This window comes from Thalassovita sp., from assembly GCF_965218685.1.
In the GTDB taxonomy this organism is placed as follows: Bacteria; Pseudomonadota; Alphaproteobacteria; order Rhodobacterales; family Rhodobacteraceae; genus Thalassobius.
The window spans coordinates 2,604,921-2,620,661 of sequence record NZ_OZ244657.1 but is presented as its reverse complement, the minus strand read 5'-3'; the positions used below and the strand labels follow the sequence as shown (position 1 = coordinate 2,620,661).

Here is a 15,741-nt window from a genome sequence, read left to right as displayed (position 1 = left end):
TGCAGATATGCTATTCGGTCTAGATGGGGTCGAGGTCGGCCTGATCATCGTCTTTCTCTGCCTCTTTGGAGGCATCCTTTCCGGGTTTCCGGTGGCGTTCGCCATCGGTGGGGCCGGTGTCATCTCTTTCGGGATCATCGCCGCTCTGGACAGCTCGGGCATTCTAATTCACCAAGCCATTGATACGTCCTCGGCGGCGTATCGCGATCTGGTGAATGCCGGGATCAAGTCTGACACGATCTCGATATTCCGATATCCGGACTTGCCACGCGAGGCGATTTCGGTTTTCCCGCAAGGCTGGGAAACCGCGCTGGATCGCAACATCTCGTTCATTGTGAACCGCATGAACGAACGTGTGCTGGCGGGCCAGTCCATTGAAACCCTGCTGGCGGTGCTGATGTTCGTCCTGATGGGCATCACGCTGGAACGCTCCAAGATCGCAAATGATCTGCTGACCACCATGGCGCGCGTCTTTGGTCCGCTGCCGGGCGGTCTGGCCGTGTCGGTTGTGGTTGTGGGCGCCTTCCTTGCGGCCTCGACTGGGATCGTGGGGGCCACTGTGGTCACCATGGGCCTGCTGAGCCTGCCCACCATGTTGCGCAACGGCTATAGCCCGGAACTGTCGACCGGTGTGATTGCCGCGTCGGGTACGTTGGGGCAGATCATTCCGCCGTCCATCGTGATCGTTCTGCTGGGCACGCTGGCTGGGGACCTGTATTCCACCGCGCAAGAAAGCCGTGCTGTCACGGCGGGCTGTTCGGATGCGCTGACCTACCTGGGCGAGCCGGCCGTTGTGTCTGTGGGTACACTGTTCCAGGCGGCGATGCTGCCGGGGATCATGCTGGCGCTGCTTTATGCGCTGTACGCGTTTGGCTATGCGATGTTCAACCCGTCCAAGGCTCCTGCAGTGGAACTGGGCGCAACCAGCGACGAGCCAATCAGCAAAGGTGAGGGCTTTACCTGGTTCGTTGGTCTGCCGGTCGCGCTGATCGCGGGTGTGATGCTGCTGGGGCAGGTGAATATCGTGGGCAGCCAGGACATTTCGGTGTCGGGCTTCTCGGATGCGGGTCAAACCGCCAGCCTGCGGACCAATGTTTCCGATGACTGTAAAGCCTCGATGATCGAGCTGCACGGCCAGGAAAAATGGGATGCTGCTGTTGCCGAACAGAAAGCCATCGATGCAGCTGGCGGCGTCGCTCAGGCAGAACGCCTGACCGACGAGCAAATGGCCGACCTGCAAGAACAGAAGATCGCCGATGCCGCCCCAATCGGGACCGGAATTGCCACGATCATCATCTTGCTGGGCCTGACCTTGATCTTCGGACGCGGCGTTTCGCCGTCGGCAGATCCCAAACCGCTGATTGTTGGCGCGATTGGACTGCTTCTGCTGACTTTGGTGGATATGGTGCTGATCAAGCCGACGACCTCGTCCGGGGTCTCGGTGGTGCTGATGCTTATTCCGCTGGTGATTGCCCTGTATGGCTGCAAACACGCCGCCATGCGCTGCGCCAAGAACGAGCTGATCCGCGTGGTGTTCCCGCCGCTGGTTCTGATCGTCGCGGTGCTGGGCTCGATCCTTGGCGGTATCACCAACCCAACGCCCGCTGCGGCACTGGGTGCCGGTGGTGCGGTTATGCTGGCGGCTTATCGCAAGCTTCAGGACCAGGGCAAATCCGGCAAGATCATCCTGTGGGCAACTGGCGCCGTGGTGCTGATGCTGCTTGTGGGCATGAACTTTGATCTGCGCATCAACAACGCCGATGTCAGCTTTGAAAGCTGGGTTGGGTTCTTCGTTGCCTATGGCGCGTTCCTGTTCGCGGCCTTTGGTCTGGTCTATGCGGCCTGGGTCTTGTTCGCGGGCGGGGTGCTAAGCCCCATCGTGCGCGAAACGGCTAAGGTGACCTCGATGGTGTTTACCATCCTGATCGGGTCGCAGTTGCTGAACCTGGTGGTGATCTCGTTCGGGGGTGAGCACTATATCCAGCAGTTCCTGAAGTCCTTTGACAACGAGTTCACGGTCTTCCTGATCGTGATGCTGGTGCTGTTCATCCTGGGCTTTGTGCTGGACTTCCTCGAGATCATCTACATCGTGATCCCGATCGTGGGGCCCGTCATCTATGGCGGTACCTTTGATCCGAAATGGGTGACGATCATGATCGCGGTGAACCTGCAGACCTCGTTCCTGACACCGCCGTTTGGGTTCGCGCTGTTCTATCTGCGCGGCGTGGCCCCGGCCAGTGTGACGACGGGCCATATCTATCGCGGGATCATTCCCTTCGTGTTGATCCAGGTGGTGGGGCTGGCGATCCTGTGGTTCTTCCCCTCGATCGTGACCATCGTTCCGGCGCTGATCCCGAACTAAGAACGGGATCCGGAAAACAAGAAAGCCGCCCTTCGGGGCGGCTTTTTCATTTGGTGCTTTTCATTTGGTGCCTAGTGGTCGCGCAGATCAGGCAACGAGATATTGGCCACCTGTTCGGCAATCGGATCAGTCGAGGCCGGATGCAGTTCGGATTCGTAATCCTCTTCGGGGCGCATAGGCTCCCATTGACCTTTCGAGAACAGCTCAATCCCCTTGAAGCGCGCCTTGTATCCCATCTTGGGGCTGCCGGGCACCCAGTAGCCCAGATAGACAAAGGGCAGGCCAGCCTCGCGGGCGATTTCGATATGATCAAGGATGATGTAGGTGCCCAGACTGTCACGCTCGCGCTCGGGGTCGTAGAAGGAATAGACCATGCTGACACCGTCATCCAGGATGTCGGTCAGGCATACTGCAATCAGCTCTCCGGTGGCGGCGTCGGTGTATTCGATCACACGGGTGCGGATCGGGGTTTCCTCGACCATGGCTGCGAACTCGAACACGTCCATGTCAGCCATACCGCCATCTGCATGGCGCGCGTCCAGATAGGTGCGGAACAGGTCGAATTGTTCTTCGGTGGCCCAAGGCGACGTGGCCCGGCGTGTCAGATAGCTGTTTCGCTTGAGAACCCGGCGCTGCGTGCGGCTGGGGCTGAACGCATCGACGCGGACCCGCGCTGACAGGCAAGCGGTGCAGTCGGTACAGGACGGCCGGTACAGCACATTTTGCGAGCGTCGAAACCCTTGCTTGGACAGGCTGTCATTCAGCTGCTTGGCCCCTTGGCCCTGCAACGCGGTAAACAATTTCCGTTCCATCCGGCCGGCCAGATACGGGCAAGGCTGCGGAGCGGTCACATAAAACTGAGGAGCAAGGGGTAACGTATGGCGCATCGGGTCAGAAAATCATTCAACTGACGGAAAGATAACAATCATTTGCCGATGCGCCAAGGGGGGGTGAAAAACCCGCTTAATAGGTGTGTCAGAAACGTGCCGCGCGGTTGATCGCAACCGAGCCCATGACATAGTCGGTCACGCCCTGGCCGCGCTCGGTGGTGGCCATCAGGATGATCGAGCCGATCTGGATAGGCATAAAGGCAAAGGACACGCACAGGCCAACGGTATGCAGGAAGGCCTGGCCAAGTCCAAAGCGGCTGCCATCTGCGGCGCGGAACTCGATCGCAAGCAGACGCATCCCCGGAGTGGCCGATCCAGCGGCAAGCGTTATCACCCGGTAAACAAAGCCCACGATGGCCATCAGAAAGCCGAAAAAGAAGATGCCGGTGAAGGCCGTCAACGGCAGGATCGCCACGGTGATCACCGCGATCAGAACCGAATCGATGATGAATGCGAACAGGCGCTTCATCGGCACGTCGTCGTAAAATTCTGGCTGGGTCTGGGGGTCAGGCAATTGCCACGCGGTCATATCTTTAGGTCCGGTTGAAATGAGAAAGGGAAGGCCCGGATCTCTCCGGGCCGTTCGGTGTCTTATGCGTCTTCGCGCGCTTCGGGTTCTTCAGCGGCGCGGCGGGCCCGGTCTTCCATGAACTGGTCGAACTCGGCCTGGTCCTTGGCATCACGCAGACGCTGCAGGAAGGATTCGAACTGGTCTTGTTCTTCTTCCAGACGGCGCAGGGTTTCGGCCTTATAGGCGTCAAAAGCGCTGTTGCCCGAAGATTTCATGGCCGAGAAGCCGTGACGGGTCATAGGGTTGCGGCGTGTGCAGTTCTTGCCAAACATTTGCTTGCTCCAGATCATGTAAAAGAGAAGGGCCAGACCGACGGGCCAGAAGAAGACAAACCCCAGGACCATCGCAGCGATCCAGGCGCCTTTCCCCTTGCTGTCCAGCCAGGCCTCGGCGCGCGAAAGCCAACCCATTCGAGGGGCGGTCGGTGCGGTATAAGCGGCGGCGGGTGTCATCAGCGTCTCCTTGTTGTTTAACGATGTGAATGCTTTTCACATTACAACAGATCGGTGCTCACGAGGCTTTGCGCAAGGGTCTATGTGAATGTTTTTTACATTATTTTGGTTTGTTAGGAGAAATCAATGGTTTGCCCACCGGTTATTTCCGGCAAAAGGGCGGATTTCATCTCGAATACATGATGCGGAGTGCCCGCCGCAGCCCAGATCGTGGGAAATTCCAGCAAGCGAGGATCAACAAAGGCGCGGATCGGGTTCAGGTGCCCGATGGGGGCAACGCCCCCGATGGCAAAGCCGGTCTGCTTGCGGATCAGCGCCGCATCCGCCTTACCCAAAGGTTCGCCCGCGACAGCGCTGGCCTTGTCGGTATCCACCTGGTTGCCACCTGCCGTCAGGAACAGGATCGCCTGACCCGAGACCTCTCCGCGAAAAATCATGGACTTGGCGATCTGGTCCAGATGGCACCCGGCAACGTCTGCGGCCTGCTGCGCCGTACGGGCCAGCCCCAGTTCCTTTATCTCGGTCTCGATACCCAGATCTTCCAGCGCGCGGGCCACGCGCTTCAGGCTCTTGCTCATGGTGTTCTCTTTCCTGCGAATGGTCGCACTATTTACTGACTTTGACCTGTTGACCAGCCCCCCAAGCGGGCGCATCTTGCGGCCATGAGTTTCGCTGCACGACTAACCCGCTCGCCCCGTCCTTTTGATCCCGATCGCGGTGCCGAGGCGCTGACGCTATTCCCGGATTTTGCGCCTGAAGTGACCGAGGTGATCGCAGGCACCGCCGGCTGCAGCCCCTATCTGAAACGCCTGATGGAGAAAGAAGCCGCATGGCTGCCCGAGGCGTTGGACGATCCCGAGCAGGCCCTTGAGGGTGTCTTTGATGATATCCGCGCGATGGCCCCCGATAATCTGGCGGCCGGATTACGACAGGCAAAACGGCGGGTCGCCCTGCTGACCGCGCTGTGCGATCTGGCCGGGGTCTGGCAGCTGGAGGATGTTACCGGTGCGCTGTCCCGTCTGGCCGATCTGGCCTGTGACGTGGCGATGAAATCCGCCGTCGCAGCCGAGATCAAGCGTAAGAAACTGCCCGGTGCCACCGAAGATGACATTCCCACGGCCGCTGGTCTGGTGGCGCTTTCTATGGGCAAGGGCGGCGCATTCGAGCTGAACTATTCCTCGGATATCGACCTGATTTGCCTGTTCGACGAAACCCGTTACGACCCCGATGATTATTTCGAAGTCCGCGCCTCCCTGATCCGCGCCACCCGCAAGATGAGCTCTTTGCTGAACGATGTCACGGCAGACGGCTATGTGTTCCGCACGGACCTGCGCCTGCGGCCGGACCCCTCGGTGACGCCGGTCTGCATGGCCATGGCTGCTGCCGAGGCATATTATGAATCCGTCGGGCGTACCTGGGAACGCGCCGCCTATATCAAGGCCCGCGCCGCCGCCGGGGATATCGCGGCTGGCGAGCGGTTCCTGGAAAGCCTGCGGCCGTTCGTGTGGCGCAAGCATCTGGATTTTGCGGCGATCCAGGACGCCCATGACATGCGACTGCGTATTCGCGAACATAAGGGCACAGGCCGCAAGCTTAGCCTCTTTGACCACAACATGAAGTTGGGGCAGGGCGGCATTCGCGAGATCGAGTTTTTCACTCAGACCCGCCAGTTGATTGCCGGCGGGCGCGATCCCGAGCTGCGGATGCGCGCAACCGTGCCCGGGCTGGCCGCGCTGGCTTCCAAGGGGTGGATCCCCGAGGATGCCGCCGAAACCCTGACCCGGCACTACCGCTATCACCGCGAGGTTGAACATCGCCTGCAGATGATCAACGACGCCCAAACGCACCAGTTGCCCAAATCCGACGAAGGCTTTGACCGGCTGGCCTGTTTCATGGGCACCGACACGGATGCCCTGAAGGCCGAGCTGACCGCCCGCCTGGAAGAGGTTCACGAAGTGACCGAGGGTTTTTTTGCCCCCGGTACCGCCGCACCAGAACCAGAGGTCGGCGAAGAGCTGGACTCGGAGATTCTGCAGCGGTGGCAAAGCTATCCCGCGATGCGTTCCGAGCGCGCAGTCGAAATTTTCAAGCGCCTGCGCCCCGAGTTGCTGCGCCGCGTTCAGGCAACCTCCAAACCGGCCGAGACCCTGCACGCACTGGATGGGTTCCTTTCCGGGCTGCCCGCGGGCGTGCAAGTATTCTCACTGCTCGAAGCGAACCCGCAGCTGGTGGATCTGTTGATCGACATCGCGGGGACCTCGCCGGCGTTGTCGGCACACCTTTCGCGCAATGCCTCGGTGTTTGATGCGGTGATTGGCGGGGCGTTTTTCGCCGATTGGCCCGGCGCTCAGGCCCTGACGCAAGAGCTGTCCGCCCGCCTTGCGGATGAACCCGATTACGAACGCAAACTGGACATGGCTCGCCGCTGGGCGAAGGAATGGCATTTCCGCATCGGTGTGCACCACCTGCGCGGGCTGACCGATGCGGATCGGGCCTCGCGCGAATATGCGGATCTGGCGCAGGCGGCGTTGGCGGCCTTGTGGCCGGTCGTGGTGGAAAACTTCGCAGAAAAACACGGGGACCAACCGGGGCGTGGCGCAATGTTGCTGGGCATGGGATCGCTTGGGGCAGGGCGCATCAACGCGGTCTCCGACCTGGACCTGATCGTCATCTATGATTCTGCAGGCGTTGACTATTCCGAGGGCCGACGTCCTCTGGCAACGCGCGCCTACTATGCGCGTCTGACACAGGCGATGGTCACGTCGGTCACCGCGTTGATGGCCGAAGGGCGGCTGTACGAGATCGATCTGCGGCTGCGTCCGTCGGGTACACAGGGGCCTGTCGCGGTTAGTCTTGGTGCGTTCCGCGAATACCAGAAAACCCAAGCCTGGACATGGGAACACCTTGCACTGACGCGCGCGCGTCCCGTCGCGGGCGAATCCGTCGTGGCAGGCGAGGTTCTGGACGTGCGCGCCGAGGTCCTGGCGATGCCGCAAGACGTGCCCAAGTTATTGCAGGACGTGGCCGATATGCGTCAGCGGATCGCTGACGCGAAGTCCCCAAATGGGATATGGGACGCCAAGATCGGACCGGGTCGGCTGCAGGATATCGAGCTTTTGGCCCAAACAGGCGCCTTGCTGACCAGCTTTGACGGCCACACGATCCACGGTGCGATTGCGCATTCAGCGCGATGTGGGTTCCTCTCTGAACCCGAAGCAGATGTACTGATCCGTGCCTATGATCTGTGCTGGCAGGTGCAGCTTGTCTCGAAGTTGTTGACAACCAAACCGCTGGATCCTGGGGCCGTTGGCGAAGGTGGTCGCCAGATGCTTTTGCGTGAAACCGGATTTGACAGTATTGATGCGCTAAGCGATGCGCTGTCTCAGGCGGTTTCGGCGGCCGAAGAGGTGGTGAAAAACGTGTTGGCCCGTGATTTCACCCCAGAAGTTCAGGAATGACGAATGGATAAAAATCCACATGATCCCAAAGGCTTGATCCGCGAAGCTTATCGCATTGAGGGCATCGGCTCGGCCGAATGCCGGACTATATTTCTTGATTGGGCGCTAAGCTTGCAGGACGGTCACGACCAACATGTCGCTTTGGAAAACCTGTATCAAACCTATGCAGAGGCCGATCCCGATCACCCCATGTCCGAGGTGCTTCAGATGGGGTTGAAACAGATTACAGCGCCGCGTCGGCGCGGGGGCTGGCGCGGAAGAAGCCGTAATTAATCAACGTATTGCTGGGTGATATTAAAGTGCCGCAGCGGTTCGGGCCAGATCCTGGATCGCCGTCCAGTCACGCTGGGCGACCAGATCCGCGGGCGCGACCCAGCTGCCTCCGACGCAGCGCGTGTTCGACAGCGACAGGTATTCCTGGACGTTATGAGGGCCAATGCCTCCGGTCGGGCAAAACACGATCTGCGGCAAAGGCGCACCGATGGCCTTTAGCGCCGCCGCACCGCCCGAGGCTTCGGCAGGAAAGAATTTTTGCACGGTATAGCCGCGTTCAAGCAGGGCCATTGCCTCGGAGGCTGTCGCGGCGCCGGGCAAGATCGGTAGATCCAGCTCTTCGCAGGCGGTCAGAAGGGCGTCCGTCGCACCAGGAGAGACCGCAAATTTCGCGCCGGCCTCTTTCGCCGCTTCAGCATCCGCACGGGTCAGGACGGTTCCGGCGCCAACAATGCCCCCCTCGACCTTGGCCATCTCGCGGATGACCTCCAATGCGCTTTCGGTGCGAAGTGTCACTTCCAAAACTGGCAAACCGCCGGAAACCAGGGCTTGCGCCAGTGGGAATGCGGTGCTTGCATCCTTGACGACCAGCACCGGAATGACCGGCGCCTTTTCACACAGGGATAGTGAAATACCGGAAGCTTTTTCTGGGGTTATCATGCAAACCTCATGTAATCGCGCTGGCGCCTTCGCTGGCGGGGCCCACTGATTGGCGGAAGATTTCAAACAGCTCGCGGCCCATGCCGAAACTGTTGGCGGACAGATCTGCCTGAGCGGCAGGACGGGTCATGAAATCGGCCGAGAGATTTTCCAGAATGCCGGCCTCGGCGTCAACGCGAATGATATCTCCGTCCTGAACATGCGCCAGGGGGCCACCCATCGCGGCCTCGGGGCTGACATGAATGGCCGAGGGTACCTTGCCCGATGCGCCGGACATGCGCCCGTCGGTGACCAGTGCGATTTTCAGCCCGCGATCTTGCAGGACCGAAAGGGTTGGCGTCAGGCCATGCAGTTCGGGCATTCCGTTGGCCTTGGGGCCTTGGAAGCGTACGACAACCACCGTATCGCCCGTGAATTCACCGGCTTTGAAGGCGTCTTTGACGGCCTCTTGGGTGTGAAATACGCGGGCGGGGGCCTGGATGACGCGGCGTTCGGGCGCGACGGCTGAAACCTTCATCACGCCAAGACCCAAGTTGCCTTGCATCATCGACAATCCACCGGACGATTGGAAAGGATCCGAGGCAGGGCGCAGGATCTTGTCGTTCAGCGAGCTGCGGGGGGCGTCGTCCCAGATCAGCTTTTCGTCCTGCAGTTTGGGCTCGTGTGCGTAGCGCTCCAGCCCCGGCCCGGCAATCGTTTGCACATCGGGGTGCAGCAGCCCCTGTTCCAGAAGGTCCGAGATCATGAATCCCAGCCCCCCGGCGGCGTGGAAATGGTTCACGTCCGCCAGCCCATTGGGATAGACCTTGGCCATCAGCGGAGTGACCTCGGACAGTGCGCTGAAATCCTCCATCGTGAGCATGATGCCGGCGGCGCGCGCCATGGCGGGCAGGTGGATCAGCAGATTGGTCGAGCCGCCCGTCGCCATCAGCCCCACGATCCCGTTCACAAACGCACGCTCGTCCAGGATGTCGCATACGGGTGTATAGGCGTTGCCCAACGCGGTAACGGCGGCCACACGTTCGGTGCCAGCACGGGTCAGGGCTTCGCGCAGCGGCGTATTGGGGGTAACGAAGGATGCGCCGGGCAGGTGAAGGCCCATGAACTCCATCAGCATCTGGTTCGAGTTCGCGGTGCCATAGAAGGTGCAGGTGCCGGGGCCGTGATAGCTGGCCATCTCGGCCTCCATCAGCTTGTCGCGGCCGATTTTCCCTTGGGCGTATTCGTTGCGGATGCGGGCCTTTTCGTCGTTGGGCAGCCCGCTGGTCATAGGGCCTGCAGGCAGGAAAATGCCGGGCAGATAGCCAAAAGTTGCCGCCGCGATCACAAGGCCGGGCACGATTTTATCACATACACCCAAATAGATAGCTGCATCAAAGGTGTTATGCGACAACGCAACCCCGGTGGCCATTGCGATGACGTCTCGGGAAAACAGCGACAGTTCCATGCCCAGCTGGCCTTGCGTGACCCCGTCGCACATCGCCGGAACACCGCCCGCGACCTGTGCCGTCGCCCCGCATTGCGCGGCTGCGTCTTTGATAATGGCCGGATAGCCTTCGAAGGGCTGGTGGGCGGACAGCATGTCATTGTAAGTGGTTACGATGCCCAGATTAGGCGCGCGCGCCCCGGCCAGAGCGTCCTTGGCATCTCCCATGGCGGCATAGGCATGGGCCTGGTTCCCGCAAGTCAGATGCGCGCGGCGCGGGCCGTCTTCGGCAGCGGCCCGCATTCGTTCCAGATAGGCCGACCGCGTCTTGGCGCTGCGCGCGATAATCGTGTCGGTGACCTTGGAAACTGTTGCGTTCAAACTCATTTGGGACCTCTTCAAACTCGAGGTTCGTATATACTGTTAGCGTTAACGGCGCAAGGACGGCAGCGATGACTGCACTTGTCATCATTTGGTTTCTGGACGCAGGACAGATGTCATGTCTATCCTTGCGGCATGTTGCGATATTTTTTTACCTTTTTCTTACTGATTTCAACCCCGGCGGCCCTGGCTCAGGTGATGGACAAGCCCTTGCAGGACTATGTGACCGCGCAAGAGGCGATCATGGACGGCCATTTCAGGCAAGGCGATTACATGGCGGCAGAAGCGGTGCTTGTCCCCTTGATCGCTCACCTGTCCGAAAAGATCGGCCCCGAGCAGATCAAGGTGCTGCGTTTGCGCCAGGCCTTGGCCAACGTGATACGCCTGCAAGGTCGCCCCGCCGATGCCCTGTCCGAGATGGAGGACGCGTATAAGATTTGGGAGGCGAACTATCTCAAGTTCCACCCGGCGCGAATGGATGCGGCTATGCAGCTTGCAGTGCACCTGTCGCGTATGGGTTATTCCAACGACGCGCTTCCGCTTGCACTTGAGGCGACCCGCTTTGCCGAGATCGTTTGGGGGCCAGACAATGACCAGACGATGTTATGGCAGTACAACACAGCCGGGATTTTCAAAGAGCTTGGCCACTGGGAAAAAGCGTTAGAGCTGTTTCAGAAGGTGCTGCCCATGCTGGATGCTGCCGGGCGCGAAAGGACCACCTATTATGCCTGCGCTGTCTCCAAGGAAACGGCGCTGTTGTTAACTGATTTGGGCCAGTTCGAAGCCGCCGCCACGCAGTACGAAGACGCTCTGCGGCGCATGCAGACATGCCATCCGCCGCACCACCCCGAAACCGTTTTTGCCTTGGGTGAATACGCCTTGGTTCTGTACTATCTGCGCGACATTCCCCGGATGCATCAGATCCTTGACCGATGGCAAACCGCTTTGCTGGCCACCTTCGGTGAGAATTCGTTGCCCTATGCCGAATTTCTTGAACGGCGGGCGCTTGCCAAATCGTGGGGCAATTTCGGCAAGCCCGAATTTCAGCAAGCGCTTGTGGATATGCGGGCTTCGGTCAGTTTGCGCGAAACGCTGCTTTCGCCGACGCATGAACGTACCGGCCGCGCCTATCTGAACCTTGGTGCGATGGAGCTGGACATGGATAACCTGCCCGCCGCATGGGAGATGGCCAAAAAGGCCGAGGCCGCGGGGCAAGGAAGCCGCGCTTTGCTGCAAAAAACGCTGGTGCGGATGCGTGATGCCGGGTTGATGGCCAAGGACAAGGCCGCCGCCGAAGCCTTTCGTTTGGCTCAAGTGAACTATGATAGCGCCGCCCGCGCGGCCTTTGCGGCGCTGGCCCAGCGGGTCGAGCAAGGCAGTGGTGAAAAGACCCGGATGATGCGTGACTTTACGGATATGCAGCGCCGCCAGACCCAGTTGCAGGACGAAATGTCCTATTTTGCAGGCCTGCCCAGCGCCGAACGCCGCCCAGATATCGAACGCGAAATTCGCGCCGAGATGGAGGCTTTGTCTACCCAGATCAATGACATGGGGGCCGCATTGCGCAAACTTGAACTGCCGTTCGAGGCGATGTACAACGCTGACCCGTTTTCCATCCCCCAGACGCAGGCTCTGTTGGGGCCGACCGAGGCGCTGGTGATCTTCGATGTGGGTGAACAAGAGGATGACTGGAACTTTGTTCTGGTCGTCACCCAAGATGCCGTCACCTGGCGCGAAATGCCGTTAAGCCCCAGCAGCGCCAAGGCGGCGATCTCGGATATCCGCGGTTCGATCGATCTGCAGATGGGGGTGCGTGCTGGCATAAGCCTGAAGGACCGCGAAAAGCCAAAAGAGCAGGGGTTCGAACTTTATGCCTCGTATTGGATATACCGGCAGACCTTCGGCGTGATCGAGGATCTGCTTGAAGGCAAGGACCACCTGTATGTCGAGCTGCGCGGCCCGCTGACGGCGGTGCCACCGCAGATGCTTGTCCGAAACGATGCGCCGGGGCTGGCACAGGCCGATTGGCTGGTGCGGCACCACGCGATCACGGTGATCCCCTCGGTCCATGCGCTGAACCTGTCGGCGCGGCAGGACGCGCGGGCCTCAAAGCCGTTCCTGGGGTTTGCCGATCCGGTTTTCGGGGACGCACCGGTGTCGCAAAACGGGCTGCGCGGGGCGCTGTCGCCTTTGCCTGAAACCGCCATCGAGGTGCGCGAGGTCGCCCGGGCCGTTGGCAGTGACGCGACGCAATACGTGCGCGCGCAGCTTCAGGCCAGCGAGGCGCAACTGAAACAAGAGACCTTGCAGGATTACCGGGTACTCTATTTCGCCACCCATGGTTTGGTTGCCGGCGACATGGTCCGCCCCGGAGAAGCTCTGACAGAACCGGCGCTGGCGTTGACAGCCGGGGACGGTCAGGACGGTATGCTTACGGCGTCGGAAATCGCCGGTTTGAAGCTGAACGCCGACTGGGTGATCCTGTCCGCCTGTAACACGGCCGTCGGGGATGAACCGGGCGCCGAGGCTCTGTCCGGTCTGGCCGAGGCCTTTGCCTATGCCGGGGCCCGCGCGCTGATGGTCTCGCACTGGCCGGTGGAAAGCCGCTCTGCCGTGGCGCTTATGACCGATCTGTTCGCGCGCCGGGCCGCAGATCCGGGCCTGAGCGCGGCCAAGGCGCAGCAACAGGCGATCCTGGCGATGATCGACACGCCTGCGCGCCCCGAATGGTCTCATCCGGCCTATTGGGCGCCGTTCATCCTGGTGGGCAACCCGGACTGATCCGAAAGGTTTTCAGTGCTTTCCCCGCCTTGCGAACCGGGATAGAAGCGCCGCATGACACAGACATCGCACCCCACCGTCCGCCTTAAACCCAAGGCCAATGCCCGCGCCATCCGCCATGGCTTTCCTTGGGTCTATGACAATGAAATGGTCACAGATCGGCGCACCAAGTCGCTGGCAGCGGGCAGCATCGCCGTGCTGCAGGACGCAGAACGCAACGACATTGGCCTGGTTGCCGTGACCCCTGGCAGCCGTATCATGTGCCGGATGCTGGACCGGGATCTGAATGCCCAGATTGACAAGGATTGGTTCGCAGCCCGGATCGGCAAAGCGTTTGAAATGCGAGACCGCCTGTATGACCAGCCCTATTATCGCCTGATCCACGCCGAGGCAGACGGTCTGCCAGGTGTGATCATCGACCGCTTCGGGGACACCGCCGTGGTCCAGCCCAACGCCGCATGGGCTGATGCGCGGCTGGACGATCTGGTGGCTGCACTGGTAGACGTGACCGGGGTGCAAAACGTGCTGAAAAGCGCCTCGGGGCGGGCGCGGGCACTTGAAGGTCTGGACGATCAATCCGGGCCCATCCTTGGCGCCGCCCCGGCAGAGCCCCTGCCGGTGCCCATGAACGGTGCCACCTATATGGCTGATCTGGTGGCGGGACAGAAAACGGGCCTGTTCTTTGATCAACGCCCCAACCATGCCTTTGCTGCCCGCCTGTCCAACGGCGCGCGTGTGCTTGATGTGTTCAGCCACGTTGGCGGGTTTTCCCTGGCTGCTTTGGCGGGCGGGGCTTCACAGGCGCTGGCAGTGGATGGCTCCGAGGCGGCCCTGGCCCTGGCTGAACAGGGCGCCGCGCATATGGGCGCGTCCGAGCGTTTCAGCACCCGCAAGGGAGATGCATTTGATGTGCTGACCTCGTTGGCCGCGGAAGACGCCAAATTCGACGTCGTGATCTGCGATCCTCCGGCCTTTGCGCCCAACAAACAATCGCTTGAGGCCGGTTTGCGTGCCTATGAACGTATCGCGCGTCTGGCGGCCCCCTTGGTGGCCGAGGGGGGCTATCTGGGCCTGTGTTCATGTTCTCACGCGGCCGAGCTGACCCGGTTCCAAGGTGCCTGCGTGCGCGGCATCGGACGGGCAGGGCGCTCGGCTCAGCTGATCCACACTGGGTATGCAGGTCCAGACCATCCGCTGATGCCGCAATTGGCCGAAAGCGGGTATCTCAAGGCGTTGTTCTTCCGCCTATGAAGGTATTGCTGGACACCTGCGTTCTATATCCCACGGTGATGCGGGAGGTGCTGCTGGCCGTTGCGCGCACCGGCGCTTTCCAGCCGCTCTGGTCAACGCGGATCCTTGAAGAATGGGCCCGCGCGGCCCGCAAACTTGGCCCCACCGGCGAGGCTCAGGCCCGCGCCGAGATCGCGCTGGTTCAGGCAAACTGGCCCGGGGCCGAGGTCACATGGCCGCCTTCGCTGGAAAACCGCCTGTATCTGCCCGATCCTGCGGATGTGCATGTTTTGGCCGCGGCCATTGCCGGGTCTGCGGATGTTTTGCTGACCATGAACGCCAAGGATTTTCCGAAACATACGCTGACCGAAGAAGGCCTGTCCCGGCAAACCCCGGACGAATTGCTATATAGCTGCTGGCTGGACGCACCCGCGCCTGTGGCCGAAGCGGTCGAACAGGTCCGCATGACGGCAGATCGGCTGTCAGGGCAAAAATGGGACACACGCAAGCTGCTGAAAAAGGCCCGGCTGCCGCGTTTGGGTAAGGCGCTTACTCGGTAAGGCCCCACTTGGCCTCGTGCTCTTCGATTGCGGCGATACGCTGGGGGGTCTTGGGGTGGCTGATCAACCATGCAGGCATGGCGCCAGCGCGAGCGCCTGTCAGCTCTTCCAGTTTGGCGAAGAGTGATTTCTGGGGGCCTGTGCCAAAGCCCGCCTTGACCATCAGAGCCGAGGCATATTCGTCCGCCTCGTATTCATCCGAGCGCGACATCCGCGCAGCCAGCAGGGTTGTCAGCGTATTGGCAATCCAAACCCCAACACCGGGCAAAAAGCGCGACAGGAACATCGCCAGCGCGGCCCGCAAAGCATTCTGCCCAGAAAAATCAATCATCCGGCGCCGTGTGTGGCCCAGCGCCACATGCCCCAGCTCGTGCGCGATGACGCTGGCCAGCTCCTCGGCGGTGACTTCACCGTTCTGGAACTTGCGGTAAAAGCCACGGGTCAGATAGACCTTGCCGTCGGGCGAGGCGAGGCCGTTCACCGGGTCGACCTCGTACAGATACACCTTGATCTGCGGAACCTCCAAGGCGGCGGCCAGACGGTCCAGAACGGGGAACAGTTTTGGGTCCATCAACTGCGTTGAGCGGTCGTTCAGCTCTTTCTTGGTCCGCCAGGCAGACACGCGATACATCGCGACGGCATAAAGGATGGCCAGCAGAAGAGGAGTGAATTTCAACATGGGTCTGATATGGGGCTG

The 15,741-nt window shown here is 60.8% G+C and carries 13 protein-coding genes; 6 read left to right on the top strand and 7 right to left on the bottom strand.

Going from position 1 to position 15,741, the window contains the following annotated elements; translation table 11 throughout:
• Positions 1 to 7: 7 nt before the first annotated feature.
• On the top strand, positions 8 to 2,362 hold the full coding sequence (locus ACOQOQ_RS12980; protein WP_420567409.1) for a TRAP transporter large permease: 2,355 nt from the start codon (positions 8 to 10) through the stop codon (positions 2,360 to 2,362).
• 71 nt (positions 2,363 to 2,433) lie between these two features.
• Here the strand turns inward: ACOQOQ_RS12980 and ACOQOQ_RS12975 are convergent, their stop codons facing one another.
• From ACOQOQ_RS12975 to ACOQOQ_RS12960, 4 genes are all read right to left on the bottom strand, one after another.
• Positions 2,434 to 3,249, bottom strand: a complete 816-nt coding sequence (locus tag ACOQOQ_RS12975) for an arginyltransferase (protein WP_420567408.1) — start codon at positions 3,247 to 3,249, stop codon at positions 2,434 to 2,436.
• Positions 3,250 to 3,337: 88 nt separating this feature from the next.
• The gene (locus ACOQOQ_RS12970) at positions 3,338 to 3,781 is read right to left on the bottom strand and encodes an RDD family protein (protein WP_420567407.1); all 444 of its coding nucleotides are present in this window, start codon (positions 3,779 to 3,781) and stop codon (positions 3,338 to 3,340) included.
• 62 nt (positions 3,782 to 3,843) lie between these two features.
• Positions 3,844 to 4,275, bottom strand: coding sequence for a DUF2852 domain-containing protein (locus ACOQOQ_RS12965; RefSeq protein WP_420567406.1), 432 nt, complete (start codon positions 4,273 to 4,275; stop codon positions 3,844 to 3,846).
• A gap of 113 nt (positions 4,276 to 4,388) precedes the next feature.
• Positions 4,389 to 4,853: a YbaK/EbsC family protein gene (locus tag ACOQOQ_RS12960; RefSeq protein ID WP_420567405.1), complete on the bottom strand. Its 465-nt coding sequence runs from the start codon at positions 4,851 to 4,853 to the stop codon at positions 4,389 to 4,391.
• 84 nt (positions 4,854 to 4,937) lie between these two features.
• Between ACOQOQ_RS12960 and ACOQOQ_RS12955 the strand changes: the two genes are divergently transcribed.
• Positions 4,938 to 7,733: a bifunctional [glutamine synthetase] adenylyltransferase/[glutamine synthetase]-adenylyl-L-tyrosine phosphorylase gene (locus tag ACOQOQ_RS12955; protein WP_420567404.1), complete on the top strand. Its 2,796-nt coding sequence runs from the start codon at positions 4,938 to 4,940 to the stop codon at positions 7,731 to 7,733.
• A 3-nt stretch (positions 7,734 to 7,736) separates the two neighbouring features.
• On the top strand, positions 7,737 to 8,006 hold the full coding sequence (locus ACOQOQ_RS12950) for a hypothetical protein (protein WP_420567403.1): 270 nt from the start codon (positions 7,737 to 7,739) through the stop codon (positions 8,004 to 8,006).
• Positions 8,007 to 8,027: 21 nt separating this feature from the next.
• Here ACOQOQ_RS12950 and eda read toward each other — a convergent pair whose 3' ends face one another.
• Together eda and edd are read right to left on the bottom strand one after the other, a co-directional pair.
• On the bottom strand, positions 8,028 to 8,666 hold the full coding sequence (gene eda / locus ACOQOQ_RS12945; protein WP_420567402.1) for a bifunctional 4-hydroxy-2-oxoglutarate aldolase/2-dehydro-3-deoxy-phosphogluconate aldolase: 639 nt from the start codon (positions 8,664 to 8,666) through the stop codon (positions 8,028 to 8,030).
• A 7-nt stretch (positions 8,667 to 8,673) separates the two neighbouring features.
• Positions 8,674 to 10,479 carry a phosphogluconate dehydratase gene (edd, locus tag ACOQOQ_RS12940; protein WP_420567401.1) on the bottom strand — a complete coding sequence of 602 codons (1,806 nt, stop codon included), beginning with the start codon at positions 10,477 to 10,479 and terminating at the stop codon, positions 8,674 to 8,676.
• Positions 10,480 to 10,671: 192 nt separating this feature from the next.
• On the opposite strand from edd, the gene ACOQOQ_RS12935 reads away from it, so the two are divergent.
• Genes ACOQOQ_RS12935 through ACOQOQ_RS12925 form a run of 3 tightly spaced genes read left to right on the top strand, consistent with a single transcriptional unit; the run spans position 10,672 to position 15,044 of the window.
• Positions 10,672 to 13,254 carry a CHAT domain-containing tetratricopeptide repeat protein gene (locus ACOQOQ_RS12935; protein ID WP_420567400.1) on the top strand — a complete coding sequence of 861 codons (2,583 nt, stop codon included), beginning with the start codon at positions 10,672 to 10,674 and terminating at the stop codon, positions 13,252 to 13,254.
• 54 nt (positions 13,255 to 13,308) lie between these two features.
• Positions 13,309 to 14,505 (top strand): RSP_2647 family RNA methyltransferase, encoded by a 1,197-nt coding sequence (locus tag ACOQOQ_RS12930; RefSeq protein WP_420567399.1) that lies wholly within the window; start codon positions 13,309 to 13,311, stop codon positions 14,503 to 14,505.
• Positions 14,502 to 15,044, top strand: coding sequence for an RSP_2648 family PIN domain-containing protein (locus ACOQOQ_RS12925; RefSeq protein WP_420567398.1), 543 nt, complete (start codon positions 14,502 to 14,504; stop codon positions 15,042 to 15,044). Before ACOQOQ_RS12930 ends, ACOQOQ_RS12925 begins: the two co-directional genes overlap by 4 nt.
• On the opposite strand, the gene ACOQOQ_RS12920 is transcribed toward ACOQOQ_RS12925, so the two are convergent.
• Complete coding sequence (locus ACOQOQ_RS12920) at positions 15,034 to 15,723, bottom strand: M48 family metallopeptidase (RefSeq protein ID WP_420567397.1); 690 nt, start codon at positions 15,721 to 15,723, stop codon at positions 15,034 to 15,036. The genes ACOQOQ_RS12925 and ACOQOQ_RS12920 overlap by 11 nt on opposite strands.
• Positions 15,724 to 15,741 lie beyond the last annotated feature (18 nt).